Source organism: Halorhabdus sp. SVX81, from assembly GCF_029207715.1.
In the GTDB taxonomy this organism is placed as follows: domain Archaea; phylum Halobacteriota; class Halobacteria; order Halobacteriales; family Haloarculaceae; genus Halorhabdus.
Genome location: NZ_CP104322.1, coordinates 120,580 through 138,444, shown reverse-complemented (window position 1 = coordinate 138,444; position 17,865 = coordinate 120,580). Strand labels below are relative to the sequence as shown.

The following is a 17,865-nucleotide window of genomic DNA, read 5'->3' as shown; positions in this document are numbered from 1 at the left end:
TGGGCAGGTGGCGCGATTCAGTGCAGTGTGTCGTGGTCATCTCGTGTATGCTCCGTGTTATCCCATTCGCTGTCGCAATCGTCTCAGACATACGTCTCCACCTCCGCCTGTAGCTTCTCGGCCGCGTTGGAAAGCGCCGTTCGGCGCTCGGCCAGTGTATCGCTGTCGGCCGTATGGTCATCCCGTGCGCTCGCGATCCCCTCCGCGACCGAACCCGGTGCCGGTCCCCCCGCTGAGTCCCGGCTTGCGACGCTCTCCACGGGATCGAGTGCGGCTTCGATCGTCTCCCGGTCAACGTACGCTGTCAGCGATTCACCGAGCGTCTCGCGCGCGGCGGCGTCCAGCGCATCGAAGTCCACGTCGTCGCCGGCGGCTTCGGCCGCGCTCGCGACGACCTCGTGGGCCGTCCGGAACGGGACGCCGGCCATCGCCAGCGCGTCGGCGACGCCCGTCGCCGTCGAAAAGCCCTCGCCAGCTGCGTCGGCCAGCGCGTCGTCGTTCCACTCTGCCGTGGCGACCGCGCCGGCGGCGACCTCGGTCGCCTCGCTGACCCCGTCGATCGCGCGCCAGGCGTGGCCGCCGGCGCGCTGCAGGTCGCGATTGTAGGCCCGTGGCAGTCCTTTCAGCGTCGTCAGCAGGCCGTTGAGGCCCGCCGAAGCATCGCCTGCGCGAGCGCGGACGAGTTCGAGCGTGTCGGGGTTCTTCTTCTGGGGCATGATCGAGGACGTCGAGGCGTAGGCGTCGTCCACCTCGACGTAGCCCGACTTCGCGTAGATCACGACATCCTCCGCGAGTCCCGACAGCGTGGTGGCGAGCGTCGCCAGCGCTGCCGTCGATTCGACGAGGAAATCCCGCGCGGAGACGGCGTCCATCGCGTTGTCCATCGTGGCCTCGAAGCCCAGCAGGTCGGCCGTCCGCTCGCGATCGATGTCGAACGGCGTGCCCGCGAATGCGGCCGCGCCGAGCGGTGATTGATTCGTCCGGTCGTATGCGTCGAGCAGGCGGGCCGTCTCGCGGGCCAGCGCGCGCTCGTAGGACAGCGCCCAGTGGGCGACGGTCGTCGGCTGGGCGGGCTGGAGGTGGGTGAACCCCGGCATCACCGTCTCTCGCTCGGCCTCGGCAGTCTCGATCAGCGCGCCGCGGGCCTCCAGGGTCGCCTCGGTGGCCGCCAGGAGGTCCTCCCGGAGGCGATAGCGAATGCACGTCGCCACCTCGTCGTTGCGCGAGCGGGCGGTGTGCATCCGACCGCCGTCGGGACCGACGCGCTTGATGACGGCCGTCTCGATGGCCTCGTGGACGTCTTCGCCATCCGGCAAGGCGTCGTGGCCGGCATTCTCGATCTCCTCAAGGCCGGCCAGGATTTCGCCGGCGGTATCGGCCTCGACGATCCCCTGCTCGGCGAGCATCACGACGTGGGCGCGATCGACCGCGAGATCGGCGGCGAAGATGCGCTCGTCGGCCGAAAGCGACGAGAGGAACCCCCGAGCGGGGCCGCCGCTGAAACGGTCCCGGCGGACGACGCCCTCGCTGCCGTCCTCACCGCCGTCTTCGTCGCCGTTCGCCGTGGGTTCCTCGCTCATGGCTCACTCCTCGTCAAGCGATTCGGTCACGCGCTTGGCCAGGCGCGACTGGAACCCGTGGTACTTTGCGACGCCCGTGGCGTCGTCCTGCGTGATCCCGCCGGTCACGTCCTCCTCGTTGAAGGAGGCCGCCGACTCGCTGTAGACGGCGTAGTCGGATTCCCGCGAGACGGCTCTGGTGTGGCCACCTTCGAGTTTGACGGTCACCGTCCCGGTGACGCGGGTCTGCGTTTCGTCGATGAACCCTTCGAGGTCCTTCATCAGCGGCGCGTCGATCAGTCCCTCGTAGGCCTTCTCGGACCAGCGCTGATCGATCGTGGTCTTGAACTGGCGCTCCTCGGCGGTGAGGACGAGCCCTTCCAGGGCTTCGTGGGCCGTGAGCAGGACCGTCGCGGCGGGATGCTCGTAGTTCTCCCGGACCTTCAGGCCGAGCATCCGGTCTTCCATCATGTCCGTGCGGCCGATCCCGTGGGCACCGGCGCGTTCGTTGAGTTCCTCGATGAGTTCGACCGAGCCGAGTTCCTCGCCATCGACAGCGACAGCGGTCCCGTCCTCGAAGGTGATCTCGACGAGTTCGGCCTCCTTGCCGGAGGGATTCTCGGTCCAGAGGTAGATGTCGTCCTCGGGAATTGTCGCGGGGTCTTCGAGTTCCGAGCCCTCGATCGAGCGACTCCAGAGGTTCGTGTCGATGGAGTACCGACCGCCGGCCCCGCCCTCGACGGGCAGGCCCTTCTCCTCGGCGTACTCGTTCTCCCACTCCCGAGTCAGGCCGAGTTCGCGGATCGGCGCGATGACGTCCATGTCGGTGTCACGCCAGACGGCCTCGAAGCGCAACTGGTCGTTGCCCTTCCCGGTACAGCCGTGAGCTAAGGCGCTACAGCCTTGCTCTTTGGCGACATCGGCGATCCCCTCGGCGATGACCGGCCGTGCGAGAGCGGTCCCGAGCGGGTAGCCCTGGTAGTCGGCGTTGGCCTCGACGGCCTGCAGGCAGAGGTCGGCGAACGCCTCGCGGGCGTCGACGACGTAGTGGTCCAGTCCGAGGGCCTCGGCCGTCTCCTCGGCCTCGTCGAACTCGTAGTCGGGCTGGCCCACGTCGACCGTGACGCCGATGACGTCGTCATAGCCGTATTCTTCCTTGAGCAGCGGTACGCAGACTGTGGTGTCGAGCCCGCCGGAGAAGGCGAGCGCGACCGTGCCGTTTCCGTCCTGTTGTGTCATGGGTGTGGTGACTGTCGGGTGAGAGATAACCGCCCCGGAACCCGACGGTGGGCGGCGATAAAACGATGCGAAACCGGTCTGGGAGTGAATGTATTCGGGCCTAACGGCCCGGTCGTCGGCGTCGGAGAAGGGAGACGGACCCGCCGGTCCGGGACGAGCGCGCGTCGGAGCGGCGGATCGGCGTCATGTACCCCGGAATATCCGGCAAGCGCTACTAATATCTTCCGGGTTGAGGCCGGCATGTGAGTGGCTGACGAGGGCATTCACCGGGACGCTGTCCGTCAATCCGGCGATCCGCCACAACGCCTATTTGGCTCGCCTGTGAAGTGATCGACATGAGCCTCGATGTCGAAGACCTGCTGAAGATCGTCCTCCTGCTGGTAGTCGTCCTGATCGTCCTCGAAATCGTCGGAATGGTCATCGATGGGATCGCATGGCTCCTCGGCCCGTTCCGACCGCTGCTGGGGCTGATTATCGTCGTCCTGATCGTGCTGTGGTTGCTCGACCGGATCTGATCGATCGAGTCGCTTATTTCCCATCGAACCTGCAGTAGAGACGTGTACAGCCTGAACGTCCCGGTCCCCTCGTCGGTCGCGCGGCTGGCGAGTGAGTTGGCCCACGAGGTGCCACGGGCCCAGGAGCGAACACGCGGCGAGCACACGCTGGTTTTGAAGCGACTCGGGCAGGACCGGTCGGTCCCGCGCATCCAGGCCCAGGTTCGCGAATATCTGACCGGCCAGCCCCCTTTCGAAGCACAGGTGACCGGGATCGATTACTTCGCCGACCCGACGAACGGGCCCGCACCCGTTATTTACCTGACTGTCGAAAGCGCCGAACTCCGCCGGCTGCACGAGCGACTCGTCGACCTGTTCTCGCCGGTCGAGGGGCTGGAAGGTGACGAATACAGCCCACACGTGACGATCGCCCGGGGTGGCGATGACGAGCGGATCACCCGGCTCGTCGAGCGGTCGATCGACCCGATCACCTGGACGGTGACGCGACTTACCGTTCGCGATGCGCGACGCGGTGAGCCGGCCAGTAGCATCTCACTCCCCGTGTGAGCCAGCTCAGGTCCGGGCTTACGCCGCCTCAGTCCTCGAAACGGCGGTCGTCCTGACCCGCCTGTTCGTCATGCGACATTGTCGTCGGGACGCCACCGTTGAGCGCCCGCCCGCTCGGTGCGGTGTCGCGCCCGCTCTCTTTGATGATCGAAAGCGCCGTCATCAGATCGGATCGAGTCAGCAACCCGACGAACTCGTCGTCCTCCATGACGATCAGCCGGCCGATGTTGTGCTCCTGCATCCGGGTCATGGCCGTCATTGCGTTCTCATCGGGGTGGATCGTCTGTAGATCCGTCGTCATCACTTCCTCAGTCCGGAACGCCTCGCGTTCGACTTCCCGGACCGCGCGAGCATCCTCCAGCGTGACCAGCCCGATGATCCGGGTGTCATCGACGACAGGGAAGCCGGTGTGGCGTTCCCGGAACATCAGCTCCATCAACTCCGCGACGGATAGCTCGGGGTCGACTGTCTGGACGCGATCGGCCGGCGTCATCACGTCCCGGACGGTCACGCCCTCGAAGGCGGCCTTCATGGTCGTCATCTGGGCCTCGCTGGACGCGCCGATGTAGATGAAAAAGGCGATCGCGACCAGGAACAGCCCGCCGCCACCGAACAGGCCGAACAGGCCGAGCAGGAGCGCGAACAGTTTCCCGACCTCGGCGGCGATCTGGGTCGCCTGCGCGAAGGGGCGGTTGCGGGCCAACAGTGCCCGGAGGACCCGACCGCCATCCATCGGGAACCCCGGGAGCATGTTGAAGATCGCCAGCGCGAGGTTCATCAACGCGAGGTACCCGAGCAGGAACTTCACGGACGCAACGCCGACGGCATCACCTGTCGGGACGAGCAGAAATCCCGCGTAGGAGAGTCCCGCCAGCGCGACGCTGACGGCCGGCCCGGCGATCGCGATGAACAGCTCCGGTTTCCAGTCTTCGGGCATCTCCTCGAGTTGGGCGATCCCGCCGAACAGCCAGAGGGTGATCGAGGAGATCGGAAAGCCATACCGCATCGCCACCACCGAATGGCCGAGTTCGTGGAGGACGACGCCGGCGAACAGCCCGAGCGCCGCTGTGACGCCGAGTATCCAGGGAAGCTGCCCGGTAGAAAGCGCCGCGCCGTCGATGCCCGCCCCCCAGACGTCGTTCATGAGTTCGGCCGACTGGCCGACCTGGGCACCGATGAGCCAGGCGAAAAGTGGAAGGACCAGTAGGAAGGTGAGGTCCAGCTGTATCGGAATGCCGAACGCACTACCGATCCGGAATCGTCGCATAGATGCGGGTTGTTGTCCCACTGACTTAAGAACCCTGCCGAGCCGCCGTTCTACGCGACGAGCCAGGACAAACGTCTTAACGGGTCCAGTCGTACGGAGATATATGTCCGAGAAGCCACAGACGGGCGAGATCTTCGGCATCCCGTACAACTTCGAGCGGCCGAGCATGAAGCGACTCCTCTCGTCGTACTGGCAACCCGGTGAGGGTATGCTGACGAAGAAACCGTTCGGGATCGGGTACACGCTCAACCTCGCGAACTGGCGATCGTGGGTCGTCCTGGGCATCGCCGGCCTGCTGCTGTACCAACAACAGTCCGGCGAGGAGAGCAGCGCAGACGCGGACGGCGAGGACGAGGACAGCGAACCGGTCGAAGTCATGGTGGAGTGAGGTCCCGACGACATTCGTGACGGCCCGAGCCACCGGAGGACCGACGACCCTTTTTGAACGGGACGCGTCACCCCGGCTATGCTCCGGTTCGTGACCGGTAACGACGGGAAAGTTCGGGAGGCTCGGGCGGCCCTTTCGGCCGACGTGACCCAGTTTTCCTATGACTACACCGAAATCCAGAGCCACGACCTCGGGACGATCGCCGCTCACGGGGCACGGGAAGCCTACCAGGAAGTCGGCGAGCCCGTCATGGTCGAGGACTCGGGGCTGTTCGTCGACGCACTCGATGGCTTTCCCGGCCCCTACTCCGCGTACGTCGAGGACACGCTCGGGATCGACCGCGTCTGGCACCTCACCGAACCCGAAGAGGACCACGCCGCCGCGTTCCGGTCGCTGATCGCCTACTGTGACGGATCAGCCCTCGAAACTGCGCCGACCGTCCGGGACGGCGATCCACCCGTCGCGATCTTCGAGGGGCGCGTCGAGGGGACGATCGTCGCCCCGCGGGGCGAGGGCGGGTTCGGCTACGACCCGATCTTCGAGTACGACGGCCGGACGTTCGCCGAAATGGAGCCCGACGAGAAGAACGCGTACTCCCACCGGGGGCGCGCACTCGAAGCGTTCGCAGACTGGGGCGAAACGCGATAGCGGCGTTCGCTGCCGGCCCGGTCACTGAAACGCAGCGCGCTCGTCGTAGAGAAAGTACAGCGCCGACCCCGACAGGACGAGAGACGGCACCACCCAAAGAAGACCGCCAACGAGGAGCGGGACCGATCCGACTACCGGCGGGACGTGCACAGCAAACCCTAAGCTACGGCCCCAACTTGTGCCGTGCCACACGCCGTAGGCGACAGCCACAAAAAGGACCCCAAAGAGAACCGCGACGAGTGCGAGCACGACCATAATACCGCCGAGCCCCGGCGGGAGGAAGTCACCGGCGAAGTCGTTGAGCGTGATCACTGCCAGTCCACTCAACAACGCCAGGATCGCGTAGAATCCGGTGACGGCGCTGACGAACGTGAGTCTGCCCGATCGTTTCTGCCCTGTTCCCTCCGCAACATCTGCCCTTCGTGACATGCCTTCGGCTGGGCCCGTTCCAGTATATAAAGGCGAGGCGAGAACCGACATGAGAGAGTCATATTGGCGAACAGTCCCGGGAAGCGCTCACGACGCTGTGGACGACCGTACCGGAACGCCATCGCCGCACTTGGAGCAGAAAACGAGGCCGTCAAACCGTCTCAGTACAGGCGACACACCTGTCCACTCACGTCCCGTGTTGCCAGGAGTCCATGTACTCGCGCTGTTCGGGCGTCAGTTCGTCGATCTCGACGCCCTCGGCGTCGAGTTTGATCTCGGCGACTTCCTTGTCAAGTTCGTCGGGGACGTTGTGGACGCCGGCCCCGTACTCCTCGCCGTTCTCGACCATCTCGCGGGCCGAAACGGCCTGGATCGCGAAGCTCTGGTCCATGACCTCGACGGGGTGACCCTCCGCGACCGGCGAGGCGAGGTTGACGAGCCGTCCCTCGGCGAGGACGTTCACCTGGCGACCATCCGAAAGCTCGTACGCCCGGACGCCGTCTCTTGCCTCGAAGACTTCTTCGGCCATGTCTTCGAGGGTCTCCAGGTCGATCTCGACGTCGAAGTGCCCGGCGTTGGCCAGCACTGCCCCGTCTTTCATCTCCTCGAAGTCCTCGCGCGTGATCACGTCGCGGTTGCCCGTCGTCGTCACGAACAGGTCGCCCTCGCTCGCGGCCTCGACCATCGGCATGACGCGAAATCCTTCCATGTGGGCTTCCAGCGCCGCCCGGGGTTCGACCTCGGTGACGACGACGTCGGCGTTCATCCCGCGGGCCTTCATCGCGACGCCCTTACCACACTGGCCGAACCCGCCGACGACGACCGTCTTGCCCGCGATCGAGAGGTTGGTCGTGAGTTCGATCGAAACCAGGCTGGCCTCGCCCGTCCCGTGGACGTTGTCGAACAGCCGCTTCATCGGGGTGTCGTTGACGGCGAACATCGGGTACTCCAGGGCGTCGTCGTCGTCCATCGACCGCAGGCGGTGGACGCCGGTTGTCGTCTCCTCACAGCCGCCGACGATCGAGTCGATGAGTTCGGGATACTCCTCGTGGACGCGAAAGACGAGGTCCGCGCCGTCGTCGATCGTGATCGTCGGCTCGTGGGAGAGGACGGCGTCGATCGCGCCGTAGTAGGCCTCGTCCTCGACGCCGCGCTCGGCGTAGGAGGTGATCGCGTCGTGGGCGTCCAGAGCGACGCTTACGTCGTCGTGCGTCGAGAGGGGATTGCAGCCGGTGATGGCGACCTCGGCCCCGCCGGCGGCCAGCGCTTCCGTCAGGACGGCCGTCGTGGCTTCGACGTGCATTGCCATCCCGATCGTCTCGCCCGCAAGCGGTTGCTCGGCCTCGAACTCCTCGCGCAGCGCGGCCATGATCGGCATGTGCTCGCGTGCCCAGTCGATCTTCCGGCGACCCGACTCCTCCATTGCGGCGGGATCGTCGACCCGCTCGCTGATCGGTTGACTCATGGTCGAGCTATCGGCGCACGGCGGGAAAACGCTACCGAAGCATCGACCGAACGCGCCCCCGCAAGTCAAAGACCGGGGGTTACACGTTCGATCGAAATCAAAAGGAACGGAATCAACGTCCCACGAGCCAGCGACGCGGGTTCGGTTTCAGGTGGCGTTATCGTCCGGGGCCGGCGTGGGCGGGCGGGCCGCGACGGTCCCCGTTATCGCCGTCCGCATCAGCGTCTTCGCCGGCTGCCTCTGTTTGGCGTTCTTCCGCAGCGTCGCTGTCGTCTGCGTCGGTCGCGTCACGATCCTGGACCTGATCGCCAGCCTGGGACGGGCCGCGGTCGTCAGTCTGGTTGCCGTCCGGACCGGCGTGTTCGGGCGGACCCCGTCGGTCGTCCTCGGTCTCGTTGCCGTCGTCGCTCATTCCAGGACCGGCGTCAGCGGGTGGTCCAGCGTCGCCGGGCGGCCCGGCGTGGTCGGGGCGGTTGTCGTTACCGGGGTTGTTCTCCGTCACGAAGTCGGCAACGGCCTGCCCGAAGCCGGGGCCAGCGCCGCCGTCAGCGAGCATCTCCTGGACGAACGCACTCACTTGGAGGCCGAAGGCGTCCCCATCCTCGGCGTCTGCCGGTTCGAGTGCGGCGGTCGTCGTCGCGGTCCGGTTCTCGACTGTCGCGGTAACCTCGACAGTCACCGACGTTTCGGGGGCCGCGAGAACCACGGTACCGTTTGCGTCAGTCGTGTACGTCCCACTGCCCGCGTACGTGCCGTCCGCTTGGTCCTCTTCTTCCTCAGTCTCTTCCTCCTCAGTCTCCTCTTCCTCCGTCTCCTCTTCCTCCGTCTCCTCTTCCTCAGTCTCCTCGTCCTCCGTCTCCTCTTCCTCCATTTCCTCGTCCTCCGTCTCCTCGTCCTCAGCTTTCGCCGTCTCGTTCAGATCGTCGTCGGCGTCATCGTCCGCGGCGACGGTCACGTCCACGGTCGCGTTCGGAACGGCTGTCCCGTTGTCAGTCACCGAGATAGTCACGTCCGCGTCGTTACCGGCCTGTGTCGCCGAGACCGCGAGGCCGCCATCGGCAGCCACCGCGGGAGCAGCCACCGAGACGACCATGAGCGCGGCCAGGGCGACGGCGATTAGCTTCTGATTCATTACACTCGATACTCCGGGCTTCGGGAAGATATACCCCGAGAGCCGTTCACTCCGTTCGGGAGTGTTTGCCGATCGAAATAGCGGCCTCTGAATCGTTTATACTGTTTAAAATAGTTTTACAGCGTTCTATTCTTGCTCGCCTTCCGAGTATTCAATGATGGAGTGGTCACCCGGGCGACGACGATCAGGTCGCACGGTCGATCAGCGCCTCGGCGCGATCGGCCGCCACGGTGCGGACTCGCTCCTCGTCGAAAACGGTTACCTCTCGGTCACGCATGAGGACCTGGCCGTCGGCAACCGTGTGGCGAACGTCCGAGCCACGCGCGGCGTAGGCCAGGTGTGAAACGAGGTCGTGAGCCGGCGTGAGGTGCGGGGCTTCGAGGTCGAGGACCGCGAGATCGGCGTTCGCGCCGGGTTCGATGCGTCCGGAATCGAACCCGAGCAGTTCCGCGCCGTGCGTCGTCGCCATCCGAACCACGGATTGTGCGTCGACGGCACTCGCATCGCTCGCGGCGAGTTTGCCGAGCATCGCCGCGTCGCGCATCTCGTCGAACATGTCCAGATCGTTGTTCGAGGCCGCGCCGTCGGTCCCGAGGCCGACGGTAACGTCCGCCTCAAGCATGTCCTGGACGGGGGCCATCCCACTGGCGAGTTTCATGTTCGAGGCCGGACAGTGGACGACGCCGGTCCCACGCTCGGCCAGCAGTTCGATTTCGCGTTCATCGAGATGCACCCCGTGGGCCAGGAAATCTTCGGGGGCCAGCAAGCCGAGATCGTCGGCGTATACGAGGGGGCGCTCGCCATGTTTGTCGAGGATCGGTTCGACTTCGTCGTCCGTCTCGTTGGCGTGGAGGTGGATCGGCAGTTCGGCATCGCGTGCCTGCGGGACGAACTCCCGATAGTACTCCTCGCCGACTGTCGTCAGCGAATGGGGCATGAACGCCGTCCGAATGCGGCCGTCGGCCGCGCCGTCGTACTCGCGGGCGAAGGCAAGCCCGTCCGCCATCTCCTGTCGGGCGTCGGCGTCGTCGTTGCCGACGGTGATCGACCCGTAGCCGAGGACGGCCCCCAGCCCGGCCGCCTCGACAGCACCGACGACCTCCGGCATGAAGAAGTACATGTCCGCGAAGGTCGTCGTCCCGGATTTGATCATCTCGACCAGCCCGAGTTCCGTCCCGGCACGGACATCCTCGGCCCGTAGCGCTGCTTCGACCGGCCAGATGTCCTCCCGAAGCCAGGCATCCAGCGGCTTGTCGTCGGCCAAGCCCCGCAGCAGGGTCATCGCGACGTGAGTGTGGGCGTTGACCAGTCCGGGAATGACGAGCCCGCCTTCGGCATCGAGTTCGTCGTCGCCACTGCCGAGGTCGCCGACGGCCTCAATGGTGCCCGCGTCCTGATCGACCAGCACGTCCGCGCGTTCGACCGTCATGTCGGGACGGAGGACCTGCCCGCCCGTGACGAGAAGTTCGCTCATGGCGCGATGTTCTCGGGCGAGTCCTAAGATCCTGGCGGGTTCCGGTTGCAGCCGAATGGAACGGCCGGTTCACTCCTCGCGCTCTTTCAACCACTGATCCAGGAGTTCTCGAATCGCGGCCTCACGGTTGTCCCGGTGATCCTGGAAGGCCTTCTCGTCCAGTGCGTCGATGATCTCCTCGTCGAACTCGACGGTGACTTCTTCCAGATCCGAAAGGATGTCGTTCATTGTGCGAACCGGGGGACGGCACCGACTAATAGGTTCGTCAGCCACCCGTCCGACGCCCGGCAGGTGGTCGCGAAACCCGTCCGGTCACGTCCGGATCTCGAAGCGCGTCCCGTCTTCGACGTCGGCCAGTTCGACCCCCCATTCGTGAGCCGCGACGATCTGCTCGACGATCGCGAGCCCGAACCCGGTACCGTCTTCGGCGGTACTGTACCCCGACTCGAAGACCTGCTCGCGTTTCTCGGCTGGGATGCCGGCCCCGTCATCAGCCACGAAGAAGCCGTCGCCGTCGTCGAGCGGACCGACCGTGACGGTCACGCTCTCGCCGCCGTGCTCCACGGCATTCCGAAAGAGGTTCTCGAAGAGTCGCTGGAGACGATCCGGATCAGCCTCGATGTCGCGATCAGTCTCGACGACCAGCTTCGCCTCGGCCGTCTCGACCATTCCCCAGGCGTCCCGGGCGATCGCGCTGAGGGTGACGCGGTCGGCTTCCTCGATCGGCTGGCCCTGGCGGGCAAGCTGGAGGACGTCCTCGATGAGGCCCTCGATGCGGTCTAAGGCTCCCGCGGCCGCTTCGAGGTGCTCGCTATCGTGTTGGTCGCGGGCGAGTTCGAGGCGACCTTGGGCGACGTTCAGCGGGTTGCGGAGGTCATGAGAGAGCATGCTGGCGAAGGAATCCAGGCGGTCGTTCTGGCGTTCGAGTTCGTTGCGGTAGCGCTCGCGGTGAGTCTCGTCAGTGAATACGAGTGCGCGCCCCAGCGAGGACTGGGAGGCCGAGAACTGCTGTTCGGTCACGCGGTAGTACCGTGTCTCGCCGTCCCGGTAGACCGTGACGAGCGGGTCATCCGTCGCGATTTTCTCCGCACACTCCGGGGCGATGTCGGCGAAGGGTTCGCCGATGACCGAGCGGTCGTCGAGCGCCGGAACGAGTCGCGTCGCCGCACGGTTGTAGTCCTGAATCCGATCGTCATCATCGAGGACGATCACCGGGTTGTCGCGGTCCCCGGCTAACCGGATCGTCCGGAAGCGCTCGAAGTAGACGAACGAAAGCCCGACCGCGAAGGCCGCGACGCCGACCGGTTCGTAGGTGATCTCCATCAGCCCGGGGACAAGCATGCCCAGGACGTCAAAGCCGACCGGCAGGGCCGTCAGGCCGAGCAAGAGCAACAGCGGGCGTGAATCGTGGCTGACGTGGCGGAATCGCTCGTAGAGCATGAAATACCCGACCGTCGCCAACGCGTAACTGCCGGCCATGACCGTCCAGTGGAGGGTGGTACTCGTGATTGCAACGTGGGGGAACGGGGTCGAAACGACCTCGCTCGAAAAGTACAGCCCGTGAAGGTTGTTCGTGAGTTTCACGGCGACGATAGCGAGGAAGGCCACGACTGCCGTCCACCTGATCCGCGGATCACGGTGGAGCGATCGACCGGTATAGGCCGAACAGAAGTACAGCCACCCGCCGATCGTGCTCAACCCGACGACGAGTCCGATCTGGTAGAGAAACACGCCCAGTTGCTGGTCGGCTGTCGCCAGGTATGCGACGTGGGCGAGCGCCCAGCCGCCGCTGGTGAGCAGGAGCGCAACCAGCCCACGCCGGGTGTCGCCCTCGGCGATCCGGTTGACCCGAACGGCGCTGACGAACGTCGCGACGCCCGAGAGGCCAAAGACAGCCAGATACCAGAACCGGCCGCCGATCGACAGCCCGTCAATCATCGGTGGCCCGGCTCACCTGTCTTGCGCATGGGAAAATAGTCCACATCCAACGTAATGAATGTATCTTCCGGCGGGAGGTGCCGCCGACGGTCCGTGCCGAAAGACAGTTGCGCCCCTCGCCCTCACGTCCAGTATGCGCATTGCCTTGCCTAACAAGGGCCGGCTCCACGACCCGAGCGTCGAACTGCTCGAACGCGCCGGGCTCCACCTCGTCGACGGCGCGGACCGACAGCTCTACGCCCGGACGGTCGACGAGGACGTGACCGTGCTGTACGCACGCGCCGCGGACATCCCCGAATACGTCTCCGACGGCGCGGCCGACCTCGGCATCACCGGCTACGACCAGGCCCAGGAGGCCGACCGCGAGAACCTCGTCGACCTGCTCGATCTGGACTATGGCCAGTGCAAACTCGTCCTCGCCGCGCCCGAAGACGGCGACATCGACGAACCCACCGACCTCGAGGGCGGCACCATCGCCACGGAGTTCCCGAACGTGACCCGGAACTACCTGGCCGAGGCGGGCATCGACGCCGAGATTACGGAGGTTTCCGGGGCGACCGAACTCACGCCCCACGTCGACATCGCCGACGGTATCGTCGACATCACCTCGACGGGCACCACCCTGCGAATGAACCGCCTCGCAGTCATCGACGATGTCCTCCAGAGTTCGGTTCGGCTGTTCGCCCGCGAGGACGTCGCCGACGATCCGAAGGTCCAGCAGATCGAGATGGCGCTGTCCTCGGTGCTGTCGGCCGAGGACAAACGCTACCTCATGATGAACGCCCCCGAGTCCGAACTGGAGGAGGTCAAGGACGTCCTGCCCGGGATGGGCGGGCCGACAGTGATGGACATCGCCGGGACGGAGGACGTCGCCGTCCACGCCGTCGTCGACGAACGCGAGGTCTTCGAGACCATCAATCGATTGAAGGAGATCGGCGCGAGCGACGTCCTCGTGACCGAAATCGAACGCCTTGTGGAGTGAGTGCTCCGGGGCGACCGGAGATTAATTTAGCGGGACGATCGAACAGCCCTCGACACTTCACCGATCATGAGCGTGACGACCAGTCCGACGACCTGACCGATCGCAAACCCGACGAAGAACGCCCGGGACGTAAGCCAGACGAGCCCCAACGCCAGAAAGACCATCACACCGACCCCGTACGGCTCGTACCAGTTTTCGAGTGTCTCGACGTACGCCATCCCCAAGAGCGCACCACCAGTCGCCACTCCCAGCACGAGGGAAGCGGGCGGCAGCGCCATCACCGATCGATCGACCGCGCCGAGAACGACGTATGCAACGCCAGCGGTCACAGCGATGAGTCCGAGATAGAGCCCAAAGAATTGCCAGTCGTCGATCCGATATCGGTATGCGGGCATTGTATCGTCCGCACATGGAACCCAGCCATAGATAAAAGTGGATGAAATGCAGACATGTCTTCTGCGGAATCGAGTTGCGTCCGAACGTCCACGATCTGTTCCATACCGGGGTCAGTCCAAGCCGACCGGAGGGGATTCGGGGCCGGATCGAACGCCGCCGGAAACCCGAAGTCTTTGGCCCCGGGCCGACTACCGACGGCCGTGTCAGACGCATCGAACGGGAAAGCACGCCTCGTGGCGGTTCTTCGCGTCCGTACGCACGCAAAACGCGGGATAGCGACGGGCGTTGTCTTCGCCATCGCCGCCTACGCCGTGTTCGTCTTCGGTCGCGCATCGGCGCTCGGGCAGGTGCTGTACCTCTCACTGCTGGCCGTGCTCGCGCTCACGACCGGGGCCGTCGTGACGACGGTTCTGGTCGGCATCGAAGCCTACAGACTTGCCCGCGAGAGCGATAACCCGGCCCCGGGCGAGACAGAACAGTAGCCTCACTCGCCGCCAGCCAGTTCGCCCAACCGCTCCGCGCCGCTCCGTGTTCCCTTGGCGATCAGCACGTCGCCGGCTTCGATCGTCGTTGCCGGTCCCGGCGAGAGTTCCCAGTCCGTGGAGTGCTTGCCGGTCGGATGGGTCGCCGGCCGGCGGACGGCGATCACGCGCATCCCCGTCCGGGTCTTGACCTCCAGATCACCCAGCGTCGCGCCGTCGAGGTCGCTCCCGGCGGCGACGGTCTCCCGGACGATCACCTCGTCGCTCGCCTCGATGGCCGCCTCGACGACGGGATGGGTGCCGAGGCCCCTGAGCACGCCTTCGCTGATCTCGAGGGCGGCGTCGGAGATGACCTCCGTCGAGCGCGCGAGGTGGACCAGCCCGCGGAGGGCGATCGGATCGTCGACCCGGCCGGCAGCCTGGAGCGTCCAGGCCTCGAAACGGGACTGGAGGGCGTCGACCTCGGCCTCGAGTTCGAGGACCTCCTCGGCGACGGCCTCGCTGTCGAACAGCACCGCGCCGTAGGCCAGGTCGACGGCGAGTTCGCTCATGTTCTTCATCAGCACGATCGAGTCGACCGCCCGCTCCAGATCCTCGATGTCGTTCTCGGGCGGCGCGGGGGGCTCGTAGGCCTCGCCGGTCGTCGCCGCGTAGACTTCGGCGATGCCCTCCTCGGGCCCCCTTGCCAGAAGCACGTCACCCGACCGGAGCGTCGTCTCGGCGGTCGGGTTGAGCAGCCACTCGCCTTCGCGCCGGATCGCGATGATCCGCACGCCCGTCGCAGTCTCGAGGTTGAGACCGCCGAGCGTCCGGTCGGCGTACGTCGAGTCGGCACCCACCGTGGCTCGAACCAGCGTCTCGACGGCCTCGGGGAGGGTCGCCCGCATCGCCGCCGGCAGGCCGATATCTTCCAGGACGACCTTCGCGATGTCGCCCGCCGCGTCGCTGATCTTCTCCGCCGCTCCGACGACACCCAGCACCGGGGCCAGCGCCTCGGCGTCCTCGGGGTTGCGGGCCGCCATGAGGAGGCTCATCCGTGCCCGGAGGTGGAGGACGTCCATGCGTTCCTCGAGAGCGAGGACCTCCTCGGCGATCTCGTCGCTGCCGAGCAACACCGCCGAATAGGAGAGGTCGATCAGCAACTCGGCGGTGTCTTTCATCTCGGCCAGCACGTCCTTGACGCTGACCGGTTCGTACGTGACGTCCTCACCCGATGCCATGTGTTGTCGGTTCGACACCGCAGGCCAAAAGTATTGCCGCCCGGGGACCGCAACGATGACTGTGGAAGACCGGCAGTGAGTCCCTCCGTAAATCGAGTTTGTGTACTCGGTTGGACGTTATCCGTCGGTGTCCTCGTCCGTTCGATCGAAGCACCGCTCAGGGGGTTCTTCCATTCGTACCAATTCGATGTCTTCGCCATCCCGACTGATTCGGGCGAAGACCTGGATGCACTCGTGGTCAGGAGTAACCCCGTCCACGGCGACCCATTCCACATCGCTGCTGTCTACCCAGTCTGTCGCGCCGTTTTCGAGACGGACACCGACCGCGAACGGTTCCGGCGTCCCGACGTGTGGGTTCGGAATTGACGTCGTTGCCGTATCTTTGATGGTATGGGTCTGCCAGTGGATGATTTCGTCACCCACCCGCACCATGACACCAACCTGATGCGGTTCCCGATCCTCGTTATTGAACCAGACCGACCGAAGGCTAGGCGCCCCTTTAGTCGATGATGAATCTCCGGAAAATACAAACCACCCAAGAAGCGATACCCCGCCGGCACCGAGAGCAGCGAGACACTGCCGCCGTGAGAGCGGTGATTCCTCCATGGAATAGGCCTGTATTGACGCCGAAGGTTAAATGATATTCGATATGTCATAACGGAAGGAATATCTGCTACCCGGCGAGCCAATCCTGCTCCGAGCAGCCAGTCGGCCGCCAAATCTGAGCAATCGTCGAAAAGCCACCGCGAAATCCAAACATATCGACGGCGCTCGTGTCAGTCCGGAAGGTACGGGAAAACGTAACCTGAAAACGGTAATGCTTTTCCTTGAAGGTGGGCAGTGTATGATATGGCAGATGAGCTCAGAAAGGGACTGGAGGGAGTGCTGGTCGCCGAATCGTCGCTGAGCGACATCGACGGGTCGGCGGGCCGACTCGTCTACCGGGGGTACGCGATCGAGGACCTCGCGCGGAACACCTCCTTCGAAGAGGTACTCTACCTGCTCTGGGAGGGCCACCTCCCGACCGAGGCCGAGCTGGCACCCTTCGAAGCGCAGATGGCCGAGGAGCGTGCCGTCCGCGACGAAGTGCTCTCGACGGTCCGTGAACTCGCCGCCGCGGAAGAGGACCCGATGGCCGCCCTCCGGACGGCCGTCTCGATGCTGTCGGCCTACGATCCGGACGATTCGACGGGCGAGGCCGGAGATAGCGAGATCGCACAGCGGAAGGGGCGGCGGATCACCGCGAAGATGCCGACGATCGTCGCCGCCTACAAACGAATCCGGGACGGCGATGAACCGATCGAACCGCGGACGGACCTGAGCCACGCCGCGAACTTCCTGTACATGCTCAACGGCGAGGAACCCGAGGACACCCTCGCGGATGTTTTCGACATGGCACTCGTCGTCCACGCCGACCACGGCATCAACGCCTCGACGTTCGCCGCGATGGTGACGGCCTCGACGCTGTCGGATCTGCACAGTTCGGTCACCAGCGCGATCGGCGCGCTGAAGGGGGATCTCCACGGCGGCGCAAACCAGAACGTGATGCGGACGCTGCTGGAGATCGACGAGCACGACCTCACGGCCGTCGAGTGGGCCCGGGAGGCGATCGAGAACGGCGAGCGCATCCCCGGGTTCGGCCACCGCGTCTACGACGTCAAGGACCCCCGGGCGAAGATCCTCGGCGCGAAGTCCAAGGCCCTGGGCAAGGCCGCCGACGAGTTCAAGTGGTATTCGTACTCCCGCGCAATCGAGGAGTTCATGGCCAAGGAGACGGGCATCGCGCCCAACGTCGATTTCTACTCGGCGTCGATGTACTACCAGATGGGCATCCCGATCGACCTCTATACGCCCATCTTCGCGATGTCCCGCGTCGGCGGGTGGGTCGCCCACGTGCTGGAATACCAGGACGACAACCGCCTGATTCGGCCGCGGGCACGCTACGTCGGCCCCGACGACAGGGAGTTCGTTCGGATCGAGCAGCGTGAAGGATAGCGGGAACGATCAATCCGAGAATCCGGAAGACAAGTCATGTGCCCGAAAGAATCTCCGGACGACGAGTCGGAGACCCTCCGTGATCGGGTCCGGCGTATCATCGACGAGGACCGAGCGATCTTCGACGAACTTGACGAGTAGTTCTTTTCGAGTTGTATTGCCTTCCGGGGCCCGATTGGCGGAGATCTAT

General features: G+C 65.2%; 19 protein-coding genes. 7 read left to right on the top strand and 12 right to left on the bottom strand.

Features of this window, described 5'->3' with window-relative positions; all coding sequences use genetic code 11:
• Positions 1 to 83 precede the first annotated feature (83 nt).
• Both argH and SVXhr_RS00620 read right to left on the bottom strand, forming a co-directional pair.
• Positions 84 to 1,580 (bottom strand): argininosuccinate lyase, encoded by a 1,497-nt coding sequence (gene argH / locus SVXhr_RS00625; protein ID WP_275738535.1) that lies wholly within the window; start codon positions 1,578 to 1,580, stop codon positions 84 to 86.
• A 3-nt stretch (positions 1,581 to 1,583) separates the two neighbouring features.
• Positions 1,584 to 2,798 carry an argininosuccinate synthase gene (locus SVXhr_RS00620; RefSeq protein WP_275738533.1) on the bottom strand — a complete coding sequence of 405 codons (1,215 nt, stop codon included), beginning with the start codon at positions 2,796 to 2,798 and terminating at the stop codon, positions 1,584 to 1,586.
• A 335-nt stretch (positions 2,799 to 3,133) separates the two neighbouring features.
• Here SVXhr_RS00620 and SVXhr_RS00615 point away from each other — a divergent pair, with 335 nt between their 5' ends.
• Together SVXhr_RS00615 and SVXhr_RS00610 are read left to right on the top strand one after the other, a co-directional pair.
• Positions 3,134 to 3,313 (top strand): hypothetical protein, encoded by a 180-nt coding sequence (locus tag SVXhr_RS00615; RefSeq protein ID WP_015789255.1) that lies wholly within the window; start codon positions 3,134 to 3,136, stop codon positions 3,311 to 3,313.
• Positions 3,314 to 3,355: 42 nt separating this feature from the next.
• Positions 3,356 to 3,859, top strand: coding sequence for a 2'-5' RNA ligase family protein (locus SVXhr_RS00610; protein ID WP_275738532.1), 504 nt, complete (start codon positions 3,356 to 3,358; stop codon positions 3,857 to 3,859).
• Positions 3,860 to 3,887: 28 nt separating this feature from the next.
• Here SVXhr_RS00610 and SVXhr_RS00605 read toward each other — a convergent pair whose 3' ends face one another.
• On the bottom strand, positions 3,888 to 5,126 hold the full coding sequence (locus SVXhr_RS00605) for a CBS domain-containing protein (protein ID WP_275738530.1): 1,239 nt from the start codon (positions 5,124 to 5,126) through the stop codon (positions 3,888 to 3,890).
• Between the two features lie 103 nt (positions 5,127 to 5,229).
• On the opposite strand from SVXhr_RS00605, the gene SVXhr_RS00600 reads away from it, so the two are divergent.
• Positions 5,230 to 5,514 carry a DUF5808 domain-containing protein gene (locus SVXhr_RS00600; RefSeq protein ID WP_275738528.1) on the top strand — a complete coding sequence of 95 codons (285 nt, stop codon included), beginning with the start codon at positions 5,230 to 5,232 and terminating at the stop codon, positions 5,512 to 5,514.
• 78 nt (positions 5,515 to 5,592) lie between these two features.
• The gene (gene rdgB / locus SVXhr_RS00595; protein WP_275738526.1) at positions 5,593 to 6,162 is read left to right on the top strand and encodes an RdgB/HAM1 family non-canonical purine NTP pyrophosphatase; all 570 of its coding nucleotides are present in this window, start codon (positions 5,593 to 5,595) and stop codon (positions 6,160 to 6,162) included.
• Between the two features lie 21 nt (positions 6,163 to 6,183).
• Here rdgB and SVXhr_RS00590 read toward each other — a convergent pair whose 3' ends face one another.
• The 6 genes from SVXhr_RS00590 to SVXhr_RS00565 form a co-directional block, all read right to left on the bottom strand.
• Positions 6,184 to 6,591: a hypothetical protein gene (locus SVXhr_RS00590; RefSeq protein WP_275738524.1), complete on the bottom strand. Its 408-nt coding sequence runs from the start codon at positions 6,589 to 6,591 to the stop codon at positions 6,184 to 6,186.
• 187 nt (positions 6,592 to 6,778) lie between these two features.
• Complete coding sequence (locus tag SVXhr_RS00585; protein ID WP_275738522.1) at positions 6,779 to 8,056, bottom strand: adenosylhomocysteinase; 1,278 nt, start codon at positions 8,054 to 8,056, stop codon at positions 6,779 to 6,781.
• A 157-nt stretch (positions 8,057 to 8,213) separates the two neighbouring features.
• On the bottom strand, positions 8,214 to 9,188 hold the full coding sequence (locus SVXhr_RS00580; protein ID WP_275738520.1) for a surface glycoprotein: 975 nt from the start codon (positions 9,186 to 9,188) through the stop codon (positions 8,214 to 8,216).
• Between the two features lie 184 nt (positions 9,189 to 9,372).
• Positions 9,373 to 10,662, bottom strand: coding sequence for an amidohydrolase (locus SVXhr_RS00575; RefSeq protein WP_275738517.1), 1,290 nt, complete (start codon positions 10,660 to 10,662; stop codon positions 9,373 to 9,375).
• A gap of 69 nt (positions 10,663 to 10,731) precedes the next feature.
• Positions 10,732 to 10,890, bottom strand: a complete 159-nt coding sequence (locus SVXhr_RS00570; RefSeq protein ID WP_275738515.1) for a ribbon-helix-helix protein, CopG family — start codon at positions 10,888 to 10,890, stop codon at positions 10,732 to 10,734.
• An 84-nt stretch (positions 10,891 to 10,974) separates the two neighbouring features.
• Positions 10,975 to 12,600, bottom strand: coding sequence for an ATP-binding protein (locus SVXhr_RS00565; protein ID WP_275738514.1), 1,626 nt, complete (start codon positions 12,598 to 12,600; stop codon positions 10,975 to 10,977).
• Positions 12,601 to 12,733: 133 nt separating this feature from the next.
• On the opposite strand from SVXhr_RS00565, the gene hisG reads away from it, so the two are divergent.
• Entirely contained in the window at positions 12,734 to 13,582 is an 849-nt protein-coding gene (hisG, locus tag SVXhr_RS00560; RefSeq protein ID WP_275738512.1) for an ATP phosphoribosyltransferase, read from the top strand.
• A gap of 26 nt (positions 13,583 to 13,608) precedes the next feature.
• Here the strand turns inward: hisG and SVXhr_RS00555 are convergent, their stop codons facing one another.
• Positions 13,609 to 13,977 (bottom strand): hypothetical protein, encoded by a 369-nt coding sequence (locus SVXhr_RS00555; protein ID WP_275738510.1) that lies wholly within the window; start codon positions 13,975 to 13,977, stop codon positions 13,609 to 13,611.
• 201 nt (positions 13,978 to 14,178) lie between these two features.
• On the opposite strand from SVXhr_RS00555, the gene SVXhr_RS00550 reads away from it, so the two are divergent.
• The gene (locus SVXhr_RS00550) at positions 14,179 to 14,460 is read left to right on the top strand and encodes a hypothetical protein (RefSeq protein WP_275738509.1); all 282 of its coding nucleotides are present in this window, start codon (positions 14,179 to 14,181) and stop codon (positions 14,458 to 14,460) included.
• A gap of 2 nt (positions 14,461 to 14,462) precedes the next feature.
• Here the strand turns inward: SVXhr_RS00550 and SVXhr_RS00545 are convergent, their stop codons facing one another.
• Positions 14,463 to 15,680, bottom strand: coding sequence for a potassium channel family protein (locus tag SVXhr_RS00545; protein WP_275738506.1), 1,218 nt, complete (start codon positions 15,678 to 15,680; stop codon positions 14,463 to 14,465).
• Between the two features lie 117 nt (positions 15,681 to 15,797).
• Positions 15,798 to 16,286 (bottom strand): hypothetical protein, encoded by a 489-nt coding sequence (locus SVXhr_RS00540; protein WP_275738505.1) that lies wholly within the window; start codon positions 16,284 to 16,286, stop codon positions 15,798 to 15,800.
• Between the two features lie 243 nt (positions 16,287 to 16,529).
• Between SVXhr_RS00540 and citZ the strand changes: the two genes are divergently transcribed.
• Entirely contained in the window at positions 16,530 to 17,675 is a 1,146-nt protein-coding gene (gene citZ, locus SVXhr_RS00535; RefSeq protein ID WP_275738503.1) for a citrate synthase, read from the top strand.
• Positions 17,676 to 17,865: the final 190 nt, after the last annotated feature.

Excerpts from the sequence above, each read along its gene's own strand:
- citZ (WP_275738503.1), top strand. The coding sequence starts at position 16,530 with ATGGCAGATGAGCTCAGAAAGGGACTGGAGGGAGTGCTGGTCGCCGAA.
- rdgB (WP_275738526.1), top strand. The coding sequence starts at position 5,593 with ATGCTCCGGTTCGTGACCGGTAACGACGGGAAAGTTCGGGAGGCTCGG.
- SVXhr_RS00590 (WP_275738524.1), bottom strand. The coding sequence starts at position 6,591 with ATGTCACGAAGGGCAGATGTTGCGGAGGGAACAGGGCAGAAACGATCG.
- hisG (WP_275738512.1), top strand. The coding sequence starts at position 12,734 with ATGCGCATTGCCTTGCCTAACAAGGGCCGGCTCCACGACCCGAGCGTC.
- SVXhr_RS00605 (WP_275738530.1), bottom strand. The coding sequence starts at position 5,126 with ATGCGACGATTCCGGATCGGTAGTGCGTTCGGCATTCCGATACAGCTG.
- SVXhr_RS00580 (WP_275738520.1), bottom strand. The coding sequence starts at position 9,188 with ATGAATCAGAAGCTAATCGCCGTCGCCCTGGCCGCGCTCATGGTCGTC.
- SVXhr_RS00540 (WP_275738505.1), bottom strand. The coding sequence starts at position 16,286 with ATGGAGGAATCACCGCTCTCACGGCGGCAGTGTCTCGCTGCTCTCGGT.
- SVXhr_RS00570 (WP_275738515.1), bottom strand. The coding sequence starts at position 10,890 with ATGAACGACATCCTTTCGGATCTGGAAGAAGTCACCGTCGAGTTCGAC.
- SVXhr_RS00585 (WP_275738522.1), bottom strand. The coding sequence starts at position 8,056 with ATGAGTCAACCGATCAGCGAGCGGGTCGACGATCCCGCCGCAATGGAG.
- SVXhr_RS00545 (WP_275738506.1), bottom strand. The coding sequence starts at position 15,680 with ATGGCATCGGGTGAGGACGTCACGTACGAACCGGTCAGCGTCAAGGAC.
- SVXhr_RS00555 (WP_275738510.1), bottom strand. The coding sequence starts at position 13,977 with ATGCCCGCATACCGATATCGGATCGACGACTGGCAATTCTTTGGGCTC.
- SVXhr_RS00615 (WP_015789255.1), top strand. The coding sequence starts at position 3,134 with ATGAGCCTCGATGTCGAAGACCTGCTGAAGATCGTCCTCCTGCTGGTA.
- SVXhr_RS00620 (WP_275738533.1), bottom strand. The coding sequence starts at position 2,798 with ATGACACAACAGGACGGAAACGGCACGGTCGCGCTCGCCTTCTCCGGC.
- SVXhr_RS00565 (WP_275738514.1), bottom strand. The coding sequence starts at position 12,600 with ATGATTGACGGGCTGTCGATCGGCGGCCGGTTCTGGTATCTGGCTGTC.
- SVXhr_RS00575 (WP_275738517.1), bottom strand. The coding sequence starts at position 10,662 with ATGAGCGAACTTCTCGTCACGGGCGGGCAGGTCCTCCGTCCCGACATG.
- argH (WP_275738535.1), bottom strand. The coding sequence starts at position 1,580 with ATGAGCGAGGAACCCACGGCGAACGGCGACGAAGACGGCGGTGAGGAC.
- SVXhr_RS00600 (WP_275738528.1), top strand. The coding sequence starts at position 5,230 with ATGTCCGAGAAGCCACAGACGGGCGAGATCTTCGGCATCCCGTACAAC.